Source organism: Pradoshia eiseniae (assembly GCF_002946355.1).
In the GTDB taxonomy this organism is placed as follows: Bacteria; Bacillota; Bacilli; order Bacillales; family Pradoshiaceae; genus Pradoshia; species Pradoshia eiseniae.
This window is the reverse complement of the sequence record NZ_PKOZ01000010.1, coordinates 82,199-105,731: the sequence shown is the minus strand read 5'-3', so window position 1 is coordinate 105,731 and position 23,533 is coordinate 82,199. Positions and strand designations below refer to the sequence as shown.

Genomic DNA, 23,533 nt, shown 5'->3' with positions numbered 1-23,533 from the left:
CCTCTTCAGTGAATTTAGCCAAAAGAAAAGCACCTCCAAATGTTAGATGATTTGTCTAACATTTGGGGTGCACTTCATGTTCAGCTCTTTTTCTATGTTGAATTCCTAATTAGGATATTAATCAAAAGTCTAAAAATAGCCTATCCCAGTTTTTTAGGCTGGGAGAGGGGAACCTCAATCCCCAGCCAAATCAACCGTAAAATCTGCTTCGGTTTTATTCTGTACGTGTTCTAAATCAACGTCTGGCATCAGCTCAATCAGATGCAAGCTTTCTTCTTTCACGGCGAACACCGCCAAATCCGTAATGATCAAATCAGCATTCCGCCGTCCGCTGAGCGGATAATTACATTCCTTCACGAGCTTGCTGGCCCCATTCTTGGCGGTGTGGGTCATCGTGACGATCACGGACTTGGCCCCAGCAAGCAAATCCATCGCACCGCCTACGCCCAAGATGCTTTGGCCTGGTACTGCCCAATTCGCAATCCGCCCGCATTGGTCGACCTGCAAGGCACCTAATACAGCGACATCGACATGTCCGCCCCGAATCATCCCGAAGGAATCCGCGCTGTGGAAGAAGCTTGAACCAATTCCTTCACCTACAGGCAGCTTGCCCGCATTCACTAGATTCGGATCGATTTGGTCAGCATCAACCTTCGTCACACCAAGCAGCCCGTTTTCGGTATGTAGACAAACAGCATCATCATCTAAGTAGTCCGCAACTAGAGTGGGAATCCCAATCCCGAGGTTCACGATTCTGCTCCCGGCTAATGCCATGGCGGCGCGCTTGGCAATCATCTCATAGGTCTTGTTCTTCATTTAATCATGACTCCTTCCTTCGTGAGGATATGGCGGGCGAGGATAATCGCATCCACATAAAGGTGAGGGGTGATGATGGCTTCTGGGTCAAGAACCCCAGCAGGCACCATTTCATCCACCTCGGCGATGACATACTTGGCAGCCGTGGCCATGATCGGATTAAAATTGCGGGCGGTTTTATAATAGGTCAGGTTACCGAGCGTGTCAGCCTTATGAGCACGGATGAAGGCGATATCCCCGCGAAGAGCCTTTTCGAAGATATAGTGTTTGCCATCAATGATCCGTTCTTCCTTTCCTTCTGCGAGCTTCGTGCCTACCGCTGTCGGAGTATAGTAGCCGCCCAGTCCGGCGCCGCCGGCACGGATCGATTCAGATAAGGTGCCCTGCGGAAGAAGCTCGACCTCTAATTCTCCCTTCAAGAATTTCTCTCCGACATCTCGATTGCTCGTGAAATAGGAGCCGATGGCTTTTTTGATTTTCCCCTGATTAAGGACAATTCCAAGTCCCTTGCCGGATTCGCCGAGATTATTGCTGATGATTGTTAGGTTTTGGACATTTGTTTTTGTAAGCTCGTTGATGAGTGTAAGCGGAGCCCCGATTAATCCGAATCCGCCGACGAGGATGGTTTGCCCGGATTGCAGGGGCTTAAGCGCTTCTTTAGCGCTCAGGTTTAGTTTAGACATAGCATTCATTGCTCCTTTCCTTTTAACTATATGCAAGCCATAGTAAAAGTAGATTTAAGAAACTTGTATGTATAAGTTGTGGCGCTATTTTGATAAAAGTTTTGAGAAAACATAGATTTCTCTTGAAAATTTGTTAGATAATGCTAAAATTTAGTTGTGGTTATACGGATAAGTTGGAAATTTTTTTATCATTATGCAGGAGATATACGCAAATATCCGGTTTGCTTGTACGGATAATTTGCCATAAATAAGGAGTGGATGAGGACAATGGCTAAGTATTCAATTGGAGTGGATTACGGTACACAGTCAGGAAGAGCGGTATTGGTGGAAATCGGGACAGGCCGTGAAGTGGCGACTTCTGTGAAAGCGTATTCACACGGGGTGATGGATGAATTTCTGCCGGATGGCGTGACACGATTAGAGCATGACTGGGCCTTGCAGCATCCAACGGATTATATCGAAGTGTTGGAATACACGATTCCCGCTGTATTGAATGATGCCGGGGTGGCAGCAGATGATGTGATTGGAATCGGAATTGATTTCACGGCATGCACGGTCCTGCCGATTGATGGGAACGGAACGCCTCTTTGTTTCTCGGAAAAATACCAGCAAAATCCTCATGCATACGTAAAGCTATGGAAACACCATGCGGCCCAGGAGGAGGCCAATCGTTTAAATGAAATCGCGGAAAAACGAGGGGATGCATTCCTGCCAAGATATGGCGGCAAGATTTCCTCCGAATGGCTCTTCCCTAAGCTTTGGCAGATTGCCAATGAGGCGCCGGATGTTTATGAGGAAATGGATCAATTCGTAGAAGCGACCGATTGGGTCATCTCTCAATTGACGGGTCAATTGAAGCGGAACAGCTGTACGGCCGGATACAAGGCCATCTGGCATAAGCAGGACGGGTATCCATCGAAGGATTTCTTCAGGAGTCTTGATGAAAGGCTTGAGAATGTCGTTGAGGAGAAGCTGTCAGGCGATATTTATGCAATCGGCGATAAGGCTGGTGAGCTAACAGAATGGGCAGCTGCCTTAACGGGCTTGAAACCGGGAACGGCTGTGGCTGTGGCTAATGTGGATGCTCATGTGGCGGTGCCGGCTGTAGGTATTACGGAACCAGGCAAGCTATTGATGATCATGGGGACATCGACGTGCCATATCCTGCTTGGAGATGAGGAGAAGATGGTGCCAGGCATGTGCGGCGTGGTAGAGGATGGCGTCATTCCAGGCTTCATGGGCTATGAGGCAGGTCAGTCATGTGTCGGCGACCATTTTGAATGGTTCACGAAAAATGCGGTTCCGAAGGCTTATCATGAGGAAGCAGAAGTTCGCGGAGTCAATATCCATCAGTTACTAACGGAAAAAGCAAGCCGTTTGGCTGTCGGTGAAAGCGGTTTATTGGCACTTGATTGGTGGAATGGCAATCGTTCAACATTGGTGGATGCTGATCTGACCGGTGTGCTGCTCGGCGCGACCCTGCAGACAAAGCCGGAGGAAATCTATCGTGCGCTAATCGAGGCGACTGCCTATGGCACAAGAACGATCGTTGAAGCCTTCCGAGCCAGCGGCGTACCTATCCATGAGGTGTATGCATGCGGGGGAATCGCTGAGAAGAATGCTTTGATGATGCAAATCTATGCGGATGTGCTCGATATGGAGATCCGCATCTCGGCATCCTCCCAAACCCCAGCGCTTGGGTCCGCGATGTTCGGTGCGGTCGCTGCGGGGAAAGAGCGGGGCGGCTATGATGACATAAAAGACGCAGCCAAGGAGATGGCGCGATTGAAGGATGTCGTCTATCGTCCAAGAAAAGAGGAGGCAGAGGTTTATGACTTGCTGTTTGCGGAATACACCCGCCTTTATGATTATTTTGGCCGCGGGGAAAATAATGTGATGAAAAACCTGAAGGCCATCAAAAAAGCGAGCCGTAAACCGATTGTGACAATGTAAGAGATTAAGAGGGGAAGGGAGAGAGGTATATGCTCGATTCATTGAAGCAGCAAGTGCTTAAGGCGAATCTTTTACTGCCGGAGTATAAGATGGTCACCTTCACATGGGGAAATGTGAGCGGGATTGACCGGGAGGAAGGATTGGTAGTCATCAAGCCGAGCGGTGTTCCCTATGAGGAGCTGAAGGCGGAGGACCTTGTTGTCGTCAGCCTGGAAGGGGAAGTGGTGGAAGGGGACTTGCGTCCATCATCTGATACGGCGACCCATCTCGAGCTCTATAAGGCATTTCCCGATATCGGCGGCATCGTTCATACGCATTCGCCATGGGCAACAAGCTGGGCCCAGGCTGCGCGCCCGATCCCGCCGCTTGGCACGACACATGCCGATTATTATTATGGGGAGATACCGTGCACGCGTGTCTTGACCGAGCGTGAGATTGCGAGCGGCTATGAGCTTGAGACAGGGAAGGTGATCATTGAGACCTTCACCAACAAAGGGCTAGACCCTGTCGCCATGCCTGGGGTGCTCGTCTCAGGGCATGCTCCATTTGCCTGGGGGAAGGATGCGATGCAGGCCGTTCATAATGCGGTTGTGCTCGAGGAAGTGGCAAAAATGGCGCTGCAGACGTACCAATTAAACCCGGATGCAGAGCCGATTGATCAATATTTGCTCGATAAGCATTATTTGAGGAAGCATGGAAAGAACGCCTATTACGGGCAAAAGGCAACAAGGAACTAACATTTTACTAGTATGGGGGAATGAATATGTTAACAGTGAAGCCTTATGAATTCTGGTTTGTAACCGGGAGCCAAAACTTGTACGGGGAAGAGACATTAAGAGAGGTAGAAGCGAACACGAGGACGATAGTGGAATCACTTGATAAGGATTCAGCATTATCCTACCGCATCATTTTCAAGGATGTATTGAAGGAGTCAGACTCCATTCTGCGCCTGGTCAGGGAAGCGAATGCGGATGAAAACTGCGCGGGAATCGTGACATGGATGCACACATTCAGCCCGGCTAAAATGTGGATCGCAGGCCTTTCTGCTTTGCAAAAGCCGCTGCTGCACCTTCACACGCAATTCAACCGTGACATCCCGTGGGACGGGATTGACATGGATTTCATGAACACCAATCAATCGGCGCATGGCGACCGTGAATTTGGTTTCATGGGCAGCCGCCTTCAAATCAAACGCAAGGTCGTTGTCGGCCATTGGGATAGCGAGGACGTGAAAGCCAAAATCGGGGGCTGGATGAGAACGGCGGTCGCTTTCTCAGAAAGCAAGCAACTCAAGGTTGCCCGCTTTGGCGATAATATGCGTAATGTAGCCGTAACCGAGGGTGATAAGGTCGAGGCGCAAATCAAGCTTGGCTGGACGGTTGATGGCTATGGAATCGGTGATTTGGTTGACAGCATGAATGAGGTTACCGAAGGGCAAGTAGACGAGCTCATGAGCGAATATGAAGAAACCTACACAATCGTTCCGGAGGGGCAGGAAGACGGAGAAGTCAGAGACTCCATCCGTTACCAGGCGAAGATTGAGCTAGGCTTGAAAGCCTTCCTCGAGAAAGGCAATTACACTGCGTTCACGACGACGTTTGAGGACCTGCATGGCATGAAGCAGCTGCCAGGGCTCGCTGTGCAAAGATTGATGGCTCAGGGCTACGGCTTTGCCGGTGAAGGGGACTGGAAAACGGCCGCACTCGTACGTTTGGGGAAAATCATTGCCGATGGGGAAGATACATCCTTCATGGAGGACTATACGTATCATTTCGAACCAGGTAAGGAGATGGTCCTTGGGGCCCATATGCTTGAAGTATGCCCAACCATTTCAGCGACCAAGCCGACGATTGCTGTACACCCGCTTGGCATTGGCGGCAAGGAAGACCCTGCCCGCTTGATTTTCAACGGAAAGAGCGGGGCAGCTTTGAATGCTTCCATCGTGGACCTTGGCCATCGTTTCCGCATCATCATCAACGAAGTAGATGCCATCGAGCCTGAGATTGATATGCCGAACCTGCCAGTGGCACGCGTCCTATGGCGCCCGCAGCCTTCCTTGAATGAAGGGGCAGAGAACTGGATCCTTGCCGGCGGCGCGCATCATACGCTCTTCTCCTATAAGGTAACAACTGAGGAGCTGCGTGACTTTGCGGAGCTTGTCGGAATGGAATGTGTCATCATTAATAATGACACGAACAAGCATGCATTTGTGAATGAACTAAGATGGAATGACGTTGTGTATAAATAGGTATCAGAAGTGCAGTGGTCCATGGTGACCACTGCTTTTTTTTATTGAACCTGTTTCGATAAAGCTGACAAGACATTGAAGGAATAATGCCTTTTTATGTTGAACTTCTTATTTAGGCAAAATGAAGGATGAAAAGTGATGAGAGGAGGTATAAAGTTGATAAGAAGACTATTGATAAACGGCTTGCTGGCGGTATTAGCGATCATTATACTTCCTCCTATATTAGGACCCTTCATACATAATGATCATTCGCCAAGGTCTGCGATAAGAGAAGACATATTAAAAGATGGGCATCCTTATCAAAGTTTTTTTGCAATCATAACGAAGAAGGATTTTATCGATCCTGAATTAGGACAGCTATACGATGTATATTGGTTTGACCATGATAATCCGACTGGAATGACACCAACCTTGTGTTACGCACCAAAGACAAAAAGTAAAAAGCATGAGGTTTCCTGTGGGACAGGTCCATGATTGCATGGGGGAAAATAGATATTCATTATACATAGAAAGTTAAAGGGGGAGGTTGTTTTATGGAAATTAAAAAGCTTACGTTACAAACAGATAAATTACATACACTGAAGTATTTTTATACAAAAGTATTAGGATTTTCCCTCGATGATGAGCATCATGACCGTTTTCAGATCAAAGCGGGAAGCAGTATCATAGAGTTTACGGATAAAGATGTTGCAGGAAGCCCCTTTTACCACTTTGCCCTAAATATTCCGTCCAACCAATTTCGAGAAGCAAAGGAATGGCTGAAAGAGAAATTAACCCTTTTAGTAGAAGAAGGGAAAGACGAAGCGGATTTCTCGTTTTGGCCTGCGCATTCCTGCTATTTTGAAGACCCGGCAGGAAACATTGTTGAACTCGTAGCCCGATATAAGGAAAATCCCATAAACCATGCACCATTTTCAGTAAATAGTATATTAAATATAAGTGAAATTGGCCTGGTTGTGAAGGATGCCAAAAAGGTCGGCGAACAACTCGAGGAAATCGGAATCCTCGCAAGTGAAGGAGACCACATTAGCAATTCATCGCTAAATTTTATGCAAGAAAATAAAAACGGCGTCTTTATTCTTTTGACCAACACAGGAAGACGTTGGCTGTTTTCAGACAAGGAATCGGAAATCTTCCCGCTAAAGATAACGCTGGATAAGGATATTGTTTTAGGAGTAGATGAAGGGTTGGAGTTTTTTATTGAAAGAATAATAGAATGACTCGTCAATTCAATGAGTTGATGGAATGAAATAAAAAAGCCACAATCTAAACAGAAACAACTTAAAGAAAAAGAATGTGTTCGCACCGATTGTTGCTAAGAATTAAAAGAGATTTATATTCATTTTGCTGTCCCATACAGAGAAGATGAATTACTCAACTAAAGAAGCGGCATAAGTGACATCCAGCTCCATGAAGGGGTGGGCGGCATTCAAAAGGTGACTGAAATATTCCTTGATGAAGAAATAGATAAACAAGAATTTGTAGATATGATTAATGCTCTTTATAAGCAAGACTGTTATATATATACAATTATTCCTGAGTGGGAAATAGATTTGTTAAACCAACTTTCAGATGATTTTATTTTAATAAAAAAGGTTAAATTCCCTTTAATTCGGATTTTCCCAAGAACTACGGGGTTCGTAGGATTTGTGAAGGATAGTAAAAAACAATATATTTTTGAGTTTTATTTAAGGTCTACAACAATGGACTTTTTAATTTTTTCAGAGGTAGATGTAGGTCAACATTTAAATAAAATAAACAAGAAAAATATTGATATATATCAAATTTTTGAAGCAAATAAAATTCCTCACATAACAATAGGCCCTGATGGACAATGGCTAAATATAATAGAGTATTGAAATCGACCTCTATGAGCTTACAGTGGCTTTGATCTAAGAATGATTAACGCTCTTTTTGCTGAAGTCCTTATTGGACCAACGGGTAGTTTAGCTGAATAAGGATTAATAACCTTTTCTGTTGAATTATGGGATTATATTAAGAGGTACTCAATGTGCAATATCCTTGTGGGAGGAGAATATAATGAGCAACATTATTTTGATACAACATTGTCAATCAGAGCATCATATTAATAATATGTCAGGTGGATGGACAGACACTCCTTTAACCGAATTAGGCAGAAAACAAGCAGAAATTATAGGTGAAAAATTAATAAACTATGTGGGTTATAACGACTATGTCTTATATTCTTCTGACCTATTGAGAGCGTCACAAACAGCTGAAATCATTGGGACAAAATTAAGTTTAAAGGTGATTCAGGATAAAGGACTACGAGAAATAAATACGGGTGTTGCGGCTGGGAAAACAAAAGAATGGGCAAGAGCGAATAGGCAGCCTCAAGCAAGAAGTGGATTTGATTTAGATTATCAGGAATTTCAAAATGGAGAGAGCTGGAGAGAATTTTATAATCGAGTTTGTGATTGCATGGATCGGATATATGAATTGGAAAAGAATAAAAATTTGCTAATTGTCACACACGGAGGAACTTTAAGTAACATACTCGCTTGGTGGATGAAGTTTGAGTTACATATGATTGGTAATGCGTACTTTTCCTCTTCACCAGGGGGTATTTCAGTTCTTAGCCAAAATAGTATTCAGCAAAATATTGTCAATAAATTCAATGACACCTCTTATTTTGATTGATTACTATAACAAAGGCATTTGCAGAAAATCAAGACCTTCAAATAGACGTTCTTTTTTCATGTACGCTCGCAATTTCCTGTATATGATGAGAACCAAGGGGATAAAACAAAGGGGATTAGGCTTGTGATGATCTTTATTATTGTGATTTTATTCGTATATCTCTTTGATTTCGTAAAACTAAGAAAGCAAAATGAAACCATGATTGCACAGAACGAAAAAATTATTGCTCTTTTGGAGGAAATCAAAAACAAAAAGTGATGGGTTAGAGGGGCATAAACGAATATGCCCTTTTGTTATGCCGCTAATGCTTTGCATATAAAGGGAGGTTAGCGGAAGAAGGATTAATGGCCTTTTTGTTGAACTATTCTATTAGTAACGTAACAGGATCTAGAACATTGAAACAACTATTCTTAATGGATTGAAGGATGGTTTCATTATAGACCTAACTTATATGGTTTAACTGGAGGCAGATTTATGAAGGGGACGGAGTTTTATGCTTATCACATTGTTACAAATAAAGAAATGACTATCGGACAGATCATTAACTTTGATAGGAACCAAAAAAACACCTTATATCGTTTCTTTTTTGAAAGAGAAATCGTTAATTCTAGAGACGAAGATATTATCCAAATTTTATCCAGTCATTTCTCAAATGATGGACTGCACTTGGAGAAAGAGGATGCTAAGACAGTTGCAGATTATACGGATCAAACAATTAGAGCTATCAGAGAAGTGATAACAGAGTTGGTTAGGCTTCAAGAATATCCTGAATATCCGTCAAGATTATCGTGCTTATACGCAGCCAAAAGCTATGAAGAAGCTCTGAAATGGAAAGAATTATTTGATACTTACAATCGAAAAGTTATTCAGATTGTAAAGCTAAGAGTAATAGGAAGTTATTTCGAGGGTGATGGAGAGCTTTTACCAAAAGCAGATGGCGTTTCTTTTTCTAGAAAAATGGAGCAAGCCAGAGAATATTGGAAAGGTAATGTGAAAAATGAGCTTCCTGAACTATTGATTAACGGAAAAATTGAAGTTGTAGAAATTATATACGACTACGTAAATTAGTAGAGATAACAAGAGAAGTTCAGGGGAATATTCTTTCAAATCTAGGCTGTTAAATTGATGGTCTATTCTATGCTGCTAGAAGCTTTAAAGGTTTATATGATTGATATTACCTTGGATTAAGGGGGAATTTAGATGTTGAAGGCATACTGGAAGAATATTATATACATACTGAACCATAAAATTAATGTCCTTGTTGAATGCTGGAAAGAGGGTTTATACCTGCAAGGAATCAGCCACGATTTATCAAAACTATCCCCAAAAGAATTTTCTCCGTATGCAAAGAAATTTTTCTCAAGTAAACAACTAAGTGAAGACGATGAATTAAGATGGAAATATGCGTGGCTGAATCATCAACGCAAAAACAAACATCATTGGGAATATTGGGTTGTTGATCCGAACAAGAAACTAGCCTTACCAATGCCAAAAAAGTATTTACTTGAAATGGTTTGTGATTGGCGTTCTTTATCGAGAAATTGGGGCAGGAAGGTAAAACCAGCATCATTCAATCTGACTGATAGGATAATCCTGCATCCTGAAACGAAGAAAGAGCTAGAAAGCATTTTGAAGAACAGAAGGAAGGGTGACTCTAAGGACACTTCATTATTATCAAAGAAGGTAACATGATTTTTAAACAGGTGGAGTGTATAAACCAAGGAAGGATTAACGCACTTTTATGTTGAACTCCTTTTGGTACAAAAATCTATGCCTTTATATATTGAATTTCTTAAGGAAGTAATGGAGGGGTAGCTGAATAAAATGGTTTAAATTAAGGAGGAAAAAGCAATTGGAATTCTTTTACCCGATTGGAGAAGACCCTGAAAACGCCCCACTCCTAACCGAGTTACCATGGACGGCTTTCCTGAAGGAGAGATAAGATTATTAGAAGATAAGTGGGAAGAACTCATTATGAAACAGGCTCAAATTAGCAAAAAGAATGATCTAATTTTTGCTAAGGAATCTAGCCATTTTATCTATATTGATAGGCCAGACATAATAATAACGGCGATAGATAGCTTGAATCAAAATACATCAAAGTGAATGCAAAAGGCTAGCATATATACAGAGTTAGCTTTCTTGTTATGCGAAAGGGCGGTTTAGGTGAAGAGTGTTGTTTATCCGGTGTTCAACAATCGGATATATTAATAGAATATTTTGCATAAAATGGATAATATACCTTGTATTACAAGATTAATATGATTATACTATATTGTATATCATGTAATGCAAGTTATCCTTAACGACATAACCCTTGTATTGCAAGTTATTAAATGGGGGGTGAAATCATATTGTCGACAACTCAAATGTTAAAAGGAATACTTGATGGTTGCTTGCTGGCGATTATTAAAGATAAAGAAGTATATGGATATGAGCTGGCCGAGAAACTTGAAAGCTATGGTTTTCATTCCTTTAGCGAGGGGACAATTTATCCATTGTTAATCAGGATGCAAAAGGAAGAATTGGTTACTTCAACATTGAAAAAATCAACAGCGGGACCAAAAAGAAAATATTACTCGCTTACACCAAAGGGTGAGGCGGAATTAGTGTTGTTCATTGAACGGTGGAGTTATCTGCAAACCAACGTAAATAGAGTTTTACATCTTGAGTCAGATACAAAATGATCAAAAGGAGATGGTAAGGTTGAATGAGGGAAATCTATCTAATAAAAGTAAAGAATTTTTGCAAGATTTACGACTATACTTATTTTCCAGTGGTAAGAACTCGGAGGAAATTGAAGAAATTGCGGATGAATTGGAAGTCCATTTATCCGAAGCTGAAAAAAACGGGAAGTCCATTGATAAAATTATAGGAAAATCACCAAAAGAATATATGGAGATGGTATCTAAGGAAATGCTCATTGACTATCGCACGTGGATCAAATACATATGTCTAATTGTTTTTGGATCATTTTCATTTACAATCTTCACTGATTTACTGGAAGGAAACCTTTCGTATTCTGTTTTGGAAATGGTCGGGCATGTTGTGATTGGAGCAATATTTATTACTTCTATCATTACAGGCTTTAAATATATTTCCACAACAAATAAATCCGTTAAAATACAAGGATTAATAATACTTATCATCATGTTACTGCAAATTACCTTATTTATTGGTTTGATATACTTGAATAGAGCTATTGATACTCCTATTATTCATTTTGGCAATACGGGAAGCCTGATTATCGGTGTTGTTGCAGGATTATTTATTATTGGCATGTCTCTTTGGGCTAAAACATGGATTTTAATCATCATTGTAGCATTGTTTACAGTACCTGATTATTTATTAGGCTTGACACCTTTAAAAAACGAAACACAATTAATTATTAGCCCTTGGATAACCTTTGGCGGGTTTGCTATATACCTTTGGGCATCATATAAGTTAGAAAAGAAATAAGAGATTTTCAACAATAGGGAGCGATTGTTGAAGAAGCTTCACTTTTCTTGTTCAACTAACAGGAGCTATAGCGAAACAAGGAGAAAGTAAAAGCAGTCGCTCATTTTATCAAATAGCTACAATAATGACCAAAAGAGCCAAAAAAGCAGGAAAATACTCATTTGGACAGAATAGTATATCCAGAATGCTTTTTGTCCAAGGGAGTGTAAAAGTCAAAATGAACATCAATCGCAAAATCTTCAAGGGGTGCATCAGCTACCCGGTTTTATTTTTTGTCCTTAAAATGGTGATACAGTATTACTACGATAGGGATGTCAGATGGATGGAAAACACGATCATTAGTGTAATGATGGTCTTTGGCATTATGTTCGTGAATTGGACGGATATCCCGTATAAATGGAAAAAACGCACGGATAAAGCTCATACATAATATGCGACGGCTGCCGCTTGGAGGCAGTTTTTTTTATTTAGACAGATTAATCCAGGTTTACCACTAAAAATAGTCATTCTATTTCAAATTCAAGATTAATTTTTTGTATAATAAGGGTAGTATTCTATATATTCAGATTATTTGCGCCCTCCTGCATCATTTTTTAAACAGTTTGTGCAGGGTGCGCATATTATAGGTTAAAAGCTTCGTACGGAGAAGAGGTGGTTCAGATGGCTAGGAACAAGAAGGGATTCTTTCAGAAAGCCTCGAGTGCGCTTTTTCATTCCCGTTTAAGAAGAGAGGTGGCCAATCGTGATTTCACGATTATTTCCAACAATGAATGGGGAGAGAAGGTCTATCGAGATTTAGGAATGGAGTACAGGAGCCCATTTATCGGGATGCATATCTATGCACCTGATTATTTGCGGCTGCTTGAGAACTTTGAGTTTTATATGGGCCAGCGGCTGAAATTCACCCTGCATTCTAAATACGGATGGCGGGAGAAGAACTATCCGATTGGGCTCCTTGGTGAGGATGTGGAGATTCACTTCCATCAATATAAATACAGACAGGAAGCGCTGGAGAAATGGAATGAACGGGTGGAGAGGATTAATTGGGATAATCTTTTCTTTAAGCTCGGCGACCAGTACCGCTGCACCGCCGAATGCATAGAGCGTTTTGATGAGCTCCCATTGAAGAATAAAGTATGCTTCACAGCGAAGCCGTATGGGCATTTAAAGAGTGTCGTTTATTTCAGTGAACAAAAGGTTGCGGGCGACCTTGAGAATGAGCAAGGAGATTATCAGAAATATTTTGATTTGGCCAAGTGGCTAAACAGTGGTGAAGTCGTTAAAAAGACGCCGGATGAGGGTGTAGCGTTTTGGTATTCTGAAAGAACGTCATCCTGAGATGGTGCCCATGCATCAAGCGATGGGCACCTTTTTTTAGTCTGTCTAAAAGCCATCTGACTCAATCCATTTAATCAGCTTGCTATGAGAATAATATGCATGTCCGTTATAGTCGATATGCGGATGGGGAAGGGAATTTGGCGAAGAACGCATCGTTATCCTCTTTATGGATGCTTTTGTAATTATGCTGATCTTGCTGGTTTAAAGTGGGGCAGGCCATTCCTGATAAAATAAACGAATGCAGCATGACAACTCCTTTCTATATTAATATCGGACTACACCTGTAAGCAGGAGGGATGATAAGTTTCAATACGCAAGACTTTCCAGTGATATTTTGAAACCAATGAGGTGTTTGAACGTATAGATAGTATGATAAAATAAGCCTTAGAAAGGGGTGACTCTGATGTTTTATGTTATCCTTCTCGGTTTGGTTGGGGCAACGACCGTCGTATTGCTTCAGGACGCTAAAACGAGTGAGCCGAAGCAGGACCGAATCGCGAATGTCATGAAGAAACTAGTGAAAAAGAGTGAAAAGGATCAATTTGTGTGTACGCAGCTTGATGAACGGTATGCGCATTATGTATATGAGTCCGGACCGAATGCGATTAATGTTCTGGCAGGTCCTGATTATATAACAATCAGCGCCCAAAGGCAGAAAACCCATCAGCCTTTGCTCGATGTCCGCTTTGATACAAGGACGCGTCTTTTTACAGAGAAAAAGATATCAGAGAGCTTAATTAAGAATGAAAAGGATAGGGAAAGCATTGAACAATTCCTGAAATGGGCGATTGTCAACTTCCAGCCGGAAAAAACGACGAAGGTCTACTTAGACAATGTGGCTTTCACGTCCTTGATTGATGAATTAGAGGAGGCGAGAAGGCAGAATCGCTTAACTTCGCCGATCGACCATGCTTTTACACAAATCATTCCTGGACTGGCCTATCTGATTGAGCATTACGAGGAAATCAGTGATGTGGACTATCTATTCCAGGTCAGAGAAACGATTATCCGTGACCTTCGCAAGCTCCTGGATGATTTTGCTGAGCTAGAGCGCAGACAGCAGGAGAAATACGAGCATGATACGTTAAATAGCCTGATTACCGTACAGGAGCGGATTACCCAGATTCGCCGCCATATTGATACATCGAGAGAATTCGATTTGAAGAAGACGCTGACAACGATTGATGAACGATATGATCAATAATCTAGAATCAGAGGAGTAGAAGGTATGAGTGAACAAACAAGAGGTATGGATGAAGTAGTGCTTGAATCCGTCATCAAACCAGAGGACATGGCGAAGCTGAATGAAGAGGCAAACAATGTCGTCAAACGAATCAATGATACCGATTCTAGCCAAGTGGATTCATTGCTTGAGCAATTGAGTAACTTCGGCGGCAACGAACAGCGCCTTGCCGGTGAATCATTGAACAGTCTTCGCCGTCCTGTTAAGGATATGATGGATAGTGATAATAACCATGGTATTCCGGATAACTTGCTCAAGCTTCGGCAAGCGGTTAATGAACTGAACCCGAATTCGCTTGAAGCGAAAGGCTTGGCGAAGATTATGCCAAAGTTCATGCGCAAGAAATCAACGGACAAGTACGTGGCGAAATATCAATCCGTCGAGAAGAATATCGATGAGATTGTTCAAAGCTTATTGCGCGGGCGCGATATGCTCCAGGAGGACAATGCCGAGCTTGAAGTCATCAAGAAGGATGTCCATGAGAAGATTTACCTGCTAGAGAAACAGATTTTCATGGGCAAAAATCTCTTCCAGATGATTGAGGATAAACGCAATGATCCAGAGTGGCAGGGAAAAACGCAGCTGGTGAACGAATCCCAGGAGAAAATCATCGTTCGCACGAAAAACATGAGCTCCATGGTGAACGTGCTCCAGCAATCACTTGCATCCGTTGATATTATCAAGAAGAACAATGACAAACTGAAGGAAGCCATCCGCAACGCCATTGATACGACGAAAAACCTGGCGCCAGTTACATCTGCGATCCATCTGGCCCTTCAAAACCAAGAAAAAATCATCACAGCTATTAATGATGTGAATGAAGCAACAGAAAACATGATCATGGCCAATGCGCAAATGCTCAAGGACAACACGGAGAAAACGACGAAATTGCTCGAGAACCCATCTGTTTCCATCGAGAAATTGCAAAAGGCCTACCAAGATATTTACTCGGCGATTGAAACCCAAGAGGCTTCTAGCCGAAGAATCATTTCAAGCAGCAGGGAATTTGTCGCAAAACTCGATGACATGAATAGAGAAATGCGGACCAAGCTGCTTAACCAATAAGGGGGCAGAGCTCCATGAAATATGTCAAATACTCGTTCATGCTGCTAGGGTGCTATTTCACCCTTGTCTTCCTTGGTACTCTCCCTGTCATGTTCTATGAGAACTGGGCCATGTTCATGGCAAGCTACAGCATCATGGTGCTAAGCATCACGATTCTGATGATCGGCCTGTTCTTTTTGAACATTAAGGAAAGCCATCAACTGAAGACGCGGCTGTTCGTGATTCATACATTCGCATATCTATTATTCCATTTCAGCTTTTACGATTATGCAAACTACAGCTCACTCGTGTTCGTCTATCCGGTTGCAACGATAGCAACACTTGTGGCCTATAATAAGCATGATCAGAAGAAAAACCTGAATGAGAAGAAGGTTTACTATTAAAGGCAAAACGCATCCGGATTAAGTTCGGATGCGTTTTTTATTTTGCTAACAACAAGAATTCTCTATGACCATATACCCATATTTTATTGTAAAATAGAATTATCCTAATACTTTGTCATTTATATCATTTGCCATTTAGAAACAGCGAGAGTGTCTGAAATAAATGCAAGGGAGAGGTCAACATGGAAGATAAAAAAGGTATGTCATCAGGTGAGAATGTGGAATTAGTGGATAAGGATGGAGCGATAGAACATCTGAAAAAGGGTCTAGGCAAGGCTGTCTCTGGAGCTGCCGTATTGGTTGATAAGGCGACTGAAACGGTCAGGACGATGCTCGATAGGGTTTTGGCGAGTTCTAATAAAGCAGATAACGAAGCGATGAAGATTTATCGTGAAGCCATTAAAGCAATGGAGGAGGATATTGCGAAGGAGCTAGCCAAGGATTCACCGAATTATGAATTCGTCATCATGATGCAAGATAAAAAGCAGGAAGCCTTGGATAGTGTTCAGGTGACACATGATAAAATTGGAAAGAGGGATGTAGAGCTTTTCAAAGTAGGCACAACGACAGTCATGGTCATATCTGCTATGGTGTTAAAAGGTTTAGAAATGTGGTTAAAAGAAAGAAAATCATAAATCGAAAAACGTCCACGGGGATAAGTTCGGTACTGTGCCGGAATGATCTTCAGCCACCTCCTATGATAGAGGTGGCATTTTTACGTTAAACGAGAGAATAACAACTTTTTAACCAATCTAGTAACATCTATAAGCTGCTATGCTCGATGTAGGGAAAGAGGAGAACGTAAAGGAAGGGAATAGGAACCCTGTCGTGTTGCCAAATGCATTTGCTGTTAGCACCCACATCATTATGATCTGTCCATTTCTCAAGCGCATGATGGTCCAGCGGCGATCACAGCCCACACCTAAAGTCGTGGCTCCTCCAGTCCCCGCCCAATTACCGGGTGTCAGGAAATTTTGAGTTTGAGACGGGTTTTGCGTGAGATATTGAAACGTACTTATTGCATTCTGTGAAGGGGGAGGAGCAGATCCGCTGCCTGGCTGACCAGTGCCAGGCGTGCTTGTTGGCGGTGCGGGAAATCCAGTATTGCTACCTGGCGATCCAGCAGGCAGCCCGCCAGGCCAGCCTGAAGGGAAACCTGGCAAATTGGGGCCGCCACCGCCTGGAATAGGAAAGATATTCGGTAACCCAGGAATTTGTCGATAAAAATCATTCATGTTTATACCCACCTTGTTTATCGCGAATTTATAGACTAATGGCAGTATAGTGGTTTCGTTAGGCAACGGTGTGGTCATTAGCCCAATTATAAATATTTTTTATCCCTTTTATGTAAAAGCAGCATCGTTAGGGATCGATTGCACAGATGAAAGTGAGGTTTGGAAAAGGGATACTGTCATTTTTATCGAATATAGATATATTCGGAATCATATGAAAATCGTTTTTGATGTATGGGGGCAATGAGATGAATTCCTTTCTAGAAAGAATGATAAAAGTATTCTTTGAAGATGAAGAACGTACAGTGAAGCCGCTTATGTATGCTCAAATAATTTTATTTATAAGTGCGCCATTTGCCTGGAACCATTTTGCGGTGATGTATTTTTTGCTAGGCACTGGTTTTTTATTGACAGGAATAGAATCTTTTATTATTAAAGGGAAAAAGCGCAAGGACTACTTAATTTGGGTCTTTAGCGGTCTCCTGTTTTATTGGATCGCTATTGATAATTATTTCCTATACTAGAGACGACCTAAGGGTGAAGTAGTGCGCAGTTTGGATGAAAATAATGAATGAAAGATGGATTGCCTTATGGCGATTGATTTTCTTAAGAAAAACAGTTTGTAAAAAAGGGGGTATTTATGACAGAAGAAGAAAAGGAATTAAACCATATACTAGACCGTATTGAAAAACAGCATACAATTAAAGTTTCCACAGATGACAAACAACCCATGAAGTTTTGGAAATGATAGAGGATTAACAATAGATTAACCAAGGATTCAATCTATTCAATAATTATGTTGTATATAAATCAAATGGTATAAAGATAAAGGTTGGTGAAATGAAGATACAGCTCTGAATGTCAGAGCGCAAAATGACGCAATTATAAAGAGTATTTAGCTTTTGTAAACATTCCGTTAGAGGCGTATAATTCTGAAAAACTTGTGATAAAATGAGTAACAAATGAATAAATGGATAAATATGGGCGCTTGTTAGTAGAACGTCAACAAGGGGGATGCCAATTTGGATGCAGTGGCGAAGGTCAAGCTTGTATTCTATGCCTTGTTAATGGTTGTCATTAATATCTCTGCCGTCTATTATGCGTTCGTTTATGAGGGAGGGAGCTGGATATTTGCTGATAAAGGGCAATACTCATTTGGCGAGCGAGCTACGGCCGCTGACAATAAGGTTCCTGTGACGCTTCATATCACCAGTAAAGATAATAAGCCGGTTGAGAATCTAAAGGTCAGCCTAAAGAGTATGTCGAATGGAAAGGCTTCTTTGCCTCAGAAGACGAATGAGAAGGGAATCGTCCAGTGGACAGTCAGCCAAGGGGTGTATACGGTTGTCATCTATCTGAATGACCAGGTTATAAAAGAGAAAAATGTCGCAATCAATCAAAAGAAAAAGGTGACAATCCAATTGAATCTCGATATCTAGGGCAGGAAGCCGGAGCGAATAGGAAGCTCGGCTTTTTATTTTTGCTCAAATAAGAGAATCAGGATAAACCCAGGCAATGGTGTTTACTGGAAAATGAGTGTGGTAAAAGGTATAGAGTCGATATAAGGAGGTGAGATAATGGAACATCTTAAGGCTTTGCTCATTAAGTTTGTTATGCTGACAGCTGTCTTATGGATTGTGCTCACAGTAGCCTTTGGAGTTAGTTTGTTAAATACCTTGCTAGTGAGTGCGGTCCTAACAGCGGCTGCCTATGTATTAGGGGATTTATTGATATTCCGGAAGTCAGGGAAGGATCAGGAGCATCAGAAACGAAACTTGATTGCTACCTTTTCTGATATGGTCTTGGCATTTGCCGTCATTTGGTTAATGGGAGAAGCTTTATTCTCCAATGATACCAACATCCTATCAGCTTCCTTAATCTCCGCAATCCTTATTGCCGGGGGCGAATGGTACTTCCATAAATATATTGATAAGAATGTATTTTACGTTAAGGAATCAGGCGAATCAATCACTGGAAACGCTGATTATACGTCTTAAAGATAATGGCCCGTTTCATATGGAAGCGGGTTTTTATTTTGGATATTTTCTACATATGTTTCACATGAAAGACGAACTTAGGTTGGTTTGAGTCCTTAATAGGTATTGGTAATCACCATGAAATTAAGAGGAATCATATGGAGAGAGTGAACTCATTCGAAAGTCAGGTTGAATATGCCCAGCAGCATTTGGGGATGAACACACATATTTAGTATGGAGTGGAACAGCGATGTGCATTGTGTAGGCGTATTTTGTTGCGTGCTAGGTAAAATAGTGAATTAACGATAAATTAAGCTTAAGTGTATGGATATAAGTTTGTGTTAGGTCTAATGAAGTTTAAATATTAAAATAAATGGAAGAATTTTCTAAATATTCCGTTTACATTTAAAGAAGGATTTGCTATTTTATAGGAAGATGTATATGTAAATTATTTGAAATAATGAATTGGAGTGATGAATATTGTATGAATAAGCGAATAAGGTAAGCTGCAGAAATGACTATGCCCACTTCACTCGAAATCAAAATGTATCCCCTTTTAAAACATTCCTAGATTCCCAACTCACACTCAATGATATATAAATAGTTTTGGAAAAATATGAATAAGAAAAGTCACACCTGCTACAATTGTTCCGTCCATAATGGGACGACTTGTGCCAAATAAATAATGCAACAAGTAAATGGATTATTATAAATAGGAGGATGGACAATGTGTAATTCAAAAAAAGTGTACGTGTTAGATACTGGTACAATGAAAATGGATAAAAACTATATGATATCTATGCATAACCCGGCTAGCATTCATAACCCTAATCCCCCATCAGAGTTTGTTGAATTCCCTGTTTATGCAGTACTAATCGATCATCCTGAAGGGAAAATTCTATTTGATACAGGCTGTAATCCAGATGGCATGGGTAAAGAGGGAAGGTGGCCTGAGGGTGTGCAAAGTTTGTTTCCTGCCTTTCAAAGTGAAGAATGTTATTTAATTAACCGTTTGGAACAATTAAAAGTAAGCCCGAAAGATATTAAATATGTCGTGGCATCACATCTTCATCTTGACCATGCGGGTTGTTTGGAACTCTTTACTAATGCCGAAATTATTGTTCATGACTCCGAATTAACCAATGTTATGAAAGCGTTTGCAATCACCCGTGATATGGGTGCTTATATTTGGGGAGATGTAATGGCTTGGATTAAAAGTGAATTGCGCTGGCGCACAATAAAACCGAATGAAAAGGAAGTACCGCTTGTGGATGGCATCAAAATCATTAATTTTGGACCTGGTCATGCATATGGAATGCTCGGCCTTCACATTGACTTGCCTGGACATGGAAATGTGTTGATCGCTTCAGACGCATTGTATACATCAGAAAGCCTTGGACCACCAGTTAAACCACCAGGTATTTTATATGATTCAGTCGGTTACCATGCGACTGTCGAACGGATCAGAGAGTATGCAGCCAGGACTAATGCGGAAATTTGGTTTGGCCATGATGCAAATCAGTTTGAAACGATGATTAAATCTACGGATGGGTATTACGAATAAATACTTCAAATATGAATGACTTTGAGGGAGATAGAGGGAGGATGAACATTGAGACAAATCGGCACGTTAATCAGGGAGCATCACAATATTGATCAGTCAGCCAAGGCTATCGAAGTCATTAATCCCTATAATCAGGAGCTATTAGCTACTGTTTATAGCTCGTCTCCAGAGGAGGTAGAAGAAGCGGTCACGGTTGCGCATGAAATGTTTGAGCAAACCATGCGCCATATGCCAGCCCATGAACGCAGCAAAATACTGCGTCTCGCTGCTAGTTTGCTAGAAGAGCGAAGCGAAGAATTTGCCAAAGTGATTAGTGAAGAAGCGGGCAAACCCATTGTGGAAGCGAGAGGAGAGGTTTTTCGGGGGATTCAAGTCCTGCAGTTTTCGAGTGAGGCTGCAAAAAACTTAAATGGGGAACAAATTGTGATGGACAGCGCCATCGGTGGAGAGAACCAAATTGGCTTCTCTAAGCGTGTGCCATTAGGAGTTATTGCAGCCATCACCCCATTTAACTTCCCTTTGAACTTAGCTTTGCATAAAATTGCCCCTGCCATTGCCGTCGGTAATACGATCGTGCTGAAGCCGGCAGAGAAAACGCCCATCTCCTCTGTATTATTGCATGAGTTGCTGCTGGAAGCGGGGTTACCGGCAGGTGCTTTTAATATGGTGAATGGATATGGCTCTGATCTAGTTGAACCGCTTGTCACTCATCCAAAAGTGAAAAAGATGACGTTTACCGGAAGTGGAAAAGTCGGTTGGCATATTAATGCACTTGCCAAGAATAAGCCAGTAACGTTAGAGCTTGGTTCTAATGCCCCCAATATCATTTTTGATGATGCCAACATTGGAAATGCGGCCTCGTCAATCGCGATGGGAGGCTATACATTTGCGGGACAGGCTTGTGTATCAGCACAGCGTGTTTTTGTTCACGAAAATGTGTATGAAGAATTCACGAAATTATTAAGGGCTAAGATTGAACAGTTGAAGATGGGTAACCCTGCCGAAGAAGCTACACAATTGGGGCCAATGATCACAGAAGAAGCAGCCATTCGTGCAGAAGAATGGATTAATCAGGCGGTAGACGAAGGTGCAACAATCTGCACCGGAGGAAAACGCAATGGTACCTTCTTGGAAGCTACTATTTTAGAAAATGTAAAACCAGCTATGAACGTTATTTGTATGGAAGTGTTTGCACCGATTGTGGCGATTATCCCATTCACTGATGAAGAAGAGGTTGTGGAACAAGCAAATGATACAGAATACGGTTTACAGGCAGGCGTCTTTACGAGCGATATTAATCGTGCTTTCAGAATCGCTGACAAATTGGAGATGGGCGGTGTATGGATCAATGAAGTTTCCGTTCGCAGATATGACCATATCCCATATGGGGGCGTTAAACAGAGCGGATTAGGCAAAGAGGGCGTTCGATATGCTATTGAAGGAATGTCCGACGTGAAATTTATCGGGGTGAAAATTATTTAAAGGTAGGAGATTGTATGAAAATCCGATCAGCTATTTTGCGTTCTTCGGGTGTGCAGCAACCATATGCAGACAGCAACCCGATTCAGATAGAAGAAATTGAATTAGATCCCCCTCAAGCCGGGGAAGTTCTTATTAGAATTAAAGCAGCCAGTCTTTGCCATTCAGATTTATCCGTTATTAACGGAAGTCGGCCTCGTCCGCTCCCAATGGCTTTAGGGCATGAAGCGGCTGGTATTGTAGAGGAAGTCGGTAACGGAGTAACAAATTTCAAAAAGGGAGATAAAGTTATTTGTGTGTTTGTGCCAAGCTGCGGCCATTGTATACCATGTGCTGAAGGTCGTCCTGCCTTGTGTGAACCGGGTGCAAGAGCCAACGGGGATGGCACATTGATCAATGGAGGAATCCGGTTGCATGCAGGCGAAGAAAAAATCGGGCATCATGTAGGAGTTTCTGCATTCTCTGAATATGCTGTTGTTTCTCAAAATTCATTAGTGAAAGTTGAAGAGGATATCCCCTATGAGAAACTCGCCTTATTTGGATGTGCTGTTATTACAGGTGTGGGGGCAGTGGTGAATACAGCTAAAGTTCAATTAGGATCGACAGTGGCAGTTGTAGGCCTGGGGGGCATCGGTTTAAGTGCTCTACTTGGTGCTATTGCAGCAGGTGCTAGGGAAGTGATTGCCATCGATATTAATGAAAACAAGCTAAAGCAAGCTACTTCACTTGGAGCTACTGCCGTTTTTAATTCAAAAGATTCAAATGTAGTTGACCAGGTAAAGGAGCATACTGGGGGCGGAGTTGATTATGCCTTTGAAACAGCAGGTGTGGTCCCAGCATTGGAAGTGGCTTATTCGATTACAAAAAGAGGCGGTACAACAACTACAACCGGTCTTCCACATCCTAATCATACGTTTTCGTTCCCGTATTTGACATTAACCGCCGAGGAAAAAACAATGAAAGGGTCTTATGTAGGAAGCTGTGTCCCATTAAGGGATATTCCTCATTATATCCATATGATGAAAACGAATAGATTACCGGTTGATAAGCTGCTGTCAAAAATCATTTCGTTGGATGAAATTAATGAAGGTTTTGATTTGCTCGCGGCTGGTGATCATTCAAGAATAATTATTAACATGAATTAGGTTTATAAAGGCATTAGTAAAAGTAGATGAATAAATAATAGAATTTTATAGTCGTATAGCGATACATGTAAAGGTACTGCTTGTTAATCAGTGTAAATGATAGCAAATTATGTAGTCGCAAGAAACATCTCTTCTATTTTGGTAGTATAGAACATTTACTACCCCAAATGTTGAGATGTTTTTTATTTAACCATAATCTAACCATATTCTTTTAAAAGTAATCGTATGTATGGTCAGATAAGTCGCCATTTGCTGGCTGGAAAGTCATCTCATCGATTTATTCTTAGG

At 41.7% G+C, this 23,533-nt stretch carries 26 protein-coding genes; 23 read left to right on the top strand and 3 right to left on the bottom strand.

What is annotated here, in order from left to right; all coding sequences use genetic code 11:
• Positions 1–174: 174 nt before the first annotated feature.
• Together CYL18_RS14730 and CYL18_RS14725 are read right to left on the bottom strand one after the other, a co-directional pair.
• On the bottom strand, positions 175–816 hold the full coding sequence (locus CYL18_RS14730; protein WP_104850290.1) for a 3-oxoacid CoA-transferase subunit B: 642 nt from the start codon (positions 814–816) through the stop codon (positions 175–177).
• Complete coding sequence (locus CYL18_RS14725) at positions 813–1,499, bottom strand: CoA transferase subunit A (RefSeq protein ID WP_104850289.1); 687 nt, start codon at positions 1,497–1,499, stop codon at positions 813–815. Before CYL18_RS14725 ends, CYL18_RS14730 begins: the two co-directional genes overlap by 4 nt.
• Positions 1,500–1,766: 267 nt before the next feature.
• On the opposite strand from CYL18_RS14725, the gene araB reads away from it, so the two are divergent.
• The 17 genes from araB to CYL18_RS14640 all read left to right on the top strand — a co-directional run bounded on the left by araB (position 1,767) and on the right by CYL18_RS14640 (position 16,484).
• Entirely contained in the window at positions 1,767–3,452 is a 1,686-nt protein-coding gene (gene araB / locus CYL18_RS14720) for a ribulokinase (RefSeq protein ID WP_104850288.1), read from the top strand.
• Between the two features lie 29 nt (positions 3,453–3,481).
• Positions 3,482–4,189, top strand: coding sequence for an L-ribulose-5-phosphate 4-epimerase (araD, locus tag CYL18_RS14715; RefSeq protein WP_104850287.1), 708 nt, complete (start codon positions 3,482–3,484; stop codon positions 4,187–4,189).
• Positions 4,190–4,215: 26 nt separating this feature from the next.
• Positions 4,216–5,700 (top strand): L-arabinose isomerase, encoded by a 1,485-nt coding sequence (gene araA / locus CYL18_RS14710; protein ID WP_104850286.1) that lies wholly within the window; start codon positions 4,216–4,218, stop codon positions 5,698–5,700.
• A 156-nt stretch (positions 5,701–5,856) separates the two neighbouring features.
• Positions 5,857–6,174 (top strand): hypothetical protein, encoded by a 318-nt coding sequence (locus CYL18_RS14705; RefSeq protein WP_236636493.1) that lies wholly within the window; start codon positions 5,857–5,859, stop codon positions 6,172–6,174.
• 59 nt (positions 6,175–6,233) lie between these two features.
• Entirely contained in the window at positions 6,234–6,920 is a 687-nt protein-coding gene (locus tag CYL18_RS14700; protein ID WP_161497149.1) for a VOC family protein, read from the top strand.
• Positions 6,921–7,136: 216 nt separating this feature from the next.
• Positions 7,137–7,559: a hypothetical protein gene (locus tag CYL18_RS14695; RefSeq protein ID WP_104850284.1), complete on the top strand. Its 423-nt coding sequence runs from the start codon at positions 7,137–7,139 to the stop codon at positions 7,557–7,559.
• Between the two features lie 181 nt (positions 7,560–7,740).
• Complete coding sequence (locus CYL18_RS14690) at positions 7,741–8,361, top strand: histidine phosphatase family protein (protein WP_104850283.1); 621 nt, start codon at positions 7,741–7,743, stop codon at positions 8,359–8,361.
• Positions 8,362–8,484: 123 nt separating this feature from the next.
• The gene (locus CYL18_RS19630) at positions 8,485–8,619 is read left to right on the top strand and encodes a hypothetical protein (protein ID WP_269089197.1); all 135 of its coding nucleotides are present in this window, start codon (positions 8,485–8,487) and stop codon (positions 8,617–8,619) included.
• A 216-nt stretch (positions 8,620–8,835) separates the two neighbouring features.
• Positions 8,836–9,429 carry a DUF2441 domain-containing protein gene (locus tag CYL18_RS14685; protein WP_104850282.1) on the top strand — a complete coding sequence of 198 codons (594 nt, stop codon included), beginning with the start codon at positions 8,836–8,838 and terminating at the stop codon, positions 9,427–9,429.
• 132 nt (positions 9,430–9,561) lie between these two features.
• Entirely contained in the window at positions 9,562–10,053 is a 492-nt protein-coding gene (locus CYL18_RS14680) for a DUF5662 family protein (RefSeq protein ID WP_104850281.1), read from the top strand.
• Positions 10,054–10,712: 659 nt separating this feature from the next.
• The gene (locus CYL18_RS14675; RefSeq protein WP_104850295.1) at positions 10,713–11,048 is read left to right on the top strand and encodes a PadR family transcriptional regulator; all 336 of its coding nucleotides are present in this window, start codon (positions 10,713–10,715) and stop codon (positions 11,046–11,048) included.
• A 19-nt stretch (positions 11,049–11,067) separates the two neighbouring features.
• Positions 11,068–11,820 (top strand): HAAS domain-containing protein, encoded by a 753-nt coding sequence (locus CYL18_RS14670; protein ID WP_104850280.1) that lies wholly within the window; start codon positions 11,068–11,070, stop codon positions 11,818–11,820.
• Between the two features lie 660 nt (positions 11,821–12,480).
• Entirely contained in the window at positions 12,481–13,158 is a 678-nt protein-coding gene (locus CYL18_RS14660; RefSeq protein ID WP_104850278.1) for a DUF1919 domain-containing protein, read from the top strand.
• 403 nt (positions 13,159–13,561) lie between these two features.
• Positions 13,562–14,362 (top strand): hypothetical protein, encoded by an 801-nt coding sequence (locus CYL18_RS14655; protein ID WP_104850277.1) that lies wholly within the window; start codon positions 13,562–13,564, stop codon positions 14,360–14,362.
• Between the two features lie 24 nt (positions 14,363–14,386).
• Entirely contained in the window at positions 14,387–15,466 is a 1,080-nt protein-coding gene (locus CYL18_RS14650) for a toxic anion resistance protein (protein ID WP_236636492.1), read from the top strand.
• Between the two features lie 14 nt (positions 15,467–15,480).
• A complete protein-coding gene (locus CYL18_RS14645; protein WP_104850276.1) occupies positions 15,481–15,849 on the top strand; it encodes a hypothetical protein in 369 nt (122 codons plus the stop codon).
• Between the two features lie 182 nt (positions 15,850–16,031).
• On the top strand, positions 16,032–16,484 hold the full coding sequence (locus CYL18_RS14640; RefSeq protein ID WP_104850275.1) for a hypothetical protein: 453 nt from the start codon (positions 16,032–16,034) through the stop codon (positions 16,482–16,484).
• A 380-nt stretch (positions 16,485–16,864) separates the two neighbouring features.
• Here CYL18_RS14640 and CYL18_RS19125 read toward each other — a convergent pair whose 3' ends face one another.
• A complete protein-coding gene (locus tag CYL18_RS19125) occupies positions 16,865–17,080 on the bottom strand; it encodes a hypothetical protein (RefSeq protein WP_146102850.1) in 216 nt (71 codons plus the stop codon).
• 249 nt (positions 17,081–17,329) lie between these two features.
• On the opposite strand from CYL18_RS19125, the gene CYL18_RS14630 reads away from it, so the two are divergent.
• The 6 genes from CYL18_RS14630 (at position 17,330) to CYL18_RS14605 (ending at position 23,245) form a co-directional block, all read left to right on the top strand.
• Positions 17,330–17,605 (top strand): hypothetical protein, encoded by a 276-nt coding sequence (locus CYL18_RS14630; protein WP_104850273.1) that lies wholly within the window; start codon positions 17,330–17,332, stop codon positions 17,603–17,605.
• A 498-nt stretch (positions 17,606–18,103) separates the two neighbouring features.
• Positions 18,104–18,520, top strand: coding sequence for a hypothetical protein (locus CYL18_RS14625; RefSeq protein WP_104850272.1), 417 nt, complete (start codon positions 18,104–18,106; stop codon positions 18,518–18,520).
• Positions 18,521–18,658: 138 nt separating this feature from the next.
• Entirely contained in the window at positions 18,659–19,078 is a 420-nt protein-coding gene (locus CYL18_RS14620) for a YndM family protein (RefSeq protein WP_104850271.1), read from the top strand.
• A gap of 706 nt (positions 19,079–19,784) precedes the next feature.
• Positions 19,785–20,621, top strand: a complete 837-nt coding sequence (gene ahlS / locus CYL18_RS14615; RefSeq protein ID WP_104850270.1) for an AhlS family quorum-quenching N-acyl homoserine lactonase — start codon at positions 19,785–19,787, stop codon at positions 20,619–20,621.
• A gap of 57 nt (positions 20,622–20,678) precedes the next feature.
• Positions 20,679–22,103: an aldehyde dehydrogenase family protein gene (locus CYL18_RS14610; RefSeq protein WP_407984563.1), complete on the top strand. Its 1,425-nt coding sequence runs from the start codon at positions 20,679–20,681 to the stop codon at positions 22,101–22,103.
• 14 nt (positions 22,104–22,117) lie between these two features.
• Positions 22,118–23,245 (top strand): zinc-dependent alcohol dehydrogenase family protein, encoded by a 1,128-nt coding sequence (locus CYL18_RS14605; RefSeq protein WP_104850268.1) that lies wholly within the window; start codon positions 22,118–22,120, stop codon positions 23,243–23,245.
• Positions 23,246–23,533: the final 288 nt, after the last annotated feature.

Coding starts and splice junctions, on each gene's coding strand:
- CYL18_RS14730 (WP_104850290.1), bottom strand. CDS start 816: ATGAAGAACAAGACCTATGAGATGATTGCCAAGCGCGCCGCCATGGCA.
- CYL18_RS14725 (WP_104850289.1), bottom strand. CDS start 1,499: ATGTCTAAACTAAACCTGAGCGCTAAAGAAGCGCTTAAGCCCCTGCAA.
- araB (WP_104850288.1), top strand. CDS start 1,767: ATGGCTAAGTATTCAATTGGAGTGGATTACGGTACACAGTCAGGAAGA.
- araD (WP_104850287.1), top strand. CDS start 3,482: ATGCTCGATTCATTGAAGCAGCAAGTGCTTAAGGCGAATCTTTTACTG.
- araA (WP_104850286.1), top strand. CDS start 4,216: ATGTTAACAGTGAAGCCTTATGAATTCTGGTTTGTAACCGGGAGCCAA.
- CYL18_RS14700 (WP_161497149.1), top strand. CDS start 6,234: ATGGAAATTAAAAAGCTTACGTTACAAACAGATAAATTACATACACTG.
- CYL18_RS14690 (WP_104850283.1), top strand. CDS start 7,741: ATGAGCAACATTATTTTGATACAACATTGTCAATCAGAGCATCATATT.
- CYL18_RS14685 (WP_104850282.1), top strand. CDS start 8,836: ATGAAGGGGACGGAGTTTTATGCTTATCACATTGTTACAAATAAAGAA.
- CYL18_RS14680 (WP_104850281.1), top strand. CDS start 9,562: ATGTTGAAGGCATACTGGAAGAATATTATATACATACTGAACCATAAA.
- CYL18_RS14660 (WP_104850278.1), top strand. CDS start 12,481: ATGGCTAGGAACAAGAAGGGATTCTTTCAGAAAGCCTCGAGTGCGCTT.
- CYL18_RS14655 (WP_104850277.1), top strand. CDS start 13,562: ATGTTTTATGTTATCCTTCTCGGTTTGGTTGGGGCAACGACCGTCGTA.
- CYL18_RS14650 (WP_236636492.1), top strand. CDS start 14,387: ATGAGTGAACAAACAAGAGGTATGGATGAAGTAGTGCTTGAATCCGTC.
- CYL18_RS14645 (WP_104850276.1), top strand. CDS start 15,481: ATGAAATATGTCAAATACTCGTTCATGCTGCTAGGGTGCTATTTCACC.
- CYL18_RS14640 (WP_104850275.1), top strand. CDS start 16,032: ATGGAAGATAAAAAAGGTATGTCATCAGGTGAGAATGTGGAATTAGTG.
- CYL18_RS19125 (WP_146102850.1), bottom strand. CDS start 17,080: ATGATTTTTATCGACAAATTCCTGGGTTACCGAATATCTTTCCTATTC.
- CYL18_RS14630 (WP_104850273.1), top strand. CDS start 17,330: ATGAATTCCTTTCTAGAAAGAATGATAAAAGTATTCTTTGAAGATGAA.
- CYL18_RS14620 (WP_104850271.1), top strand. CDS start 18,659: ATGGAACATCTTAAGGCTTTGCTCATTAAGTTTGTTATGCTGACAGCT.
- ahlS (WP_104850270.1), top strand. CDS start 19,785: ATGTGTAATTCAAAAAAAGTGTACGTGTTAGATACTGGTACAATGAAA.
- CYL18_RS14605 (WP_104850268.1), top strand. CDS start 22,118: ATGAAAATCCGATCAGCTATTTTGCGTTCTTCGGGTGTGCAGCAACCA.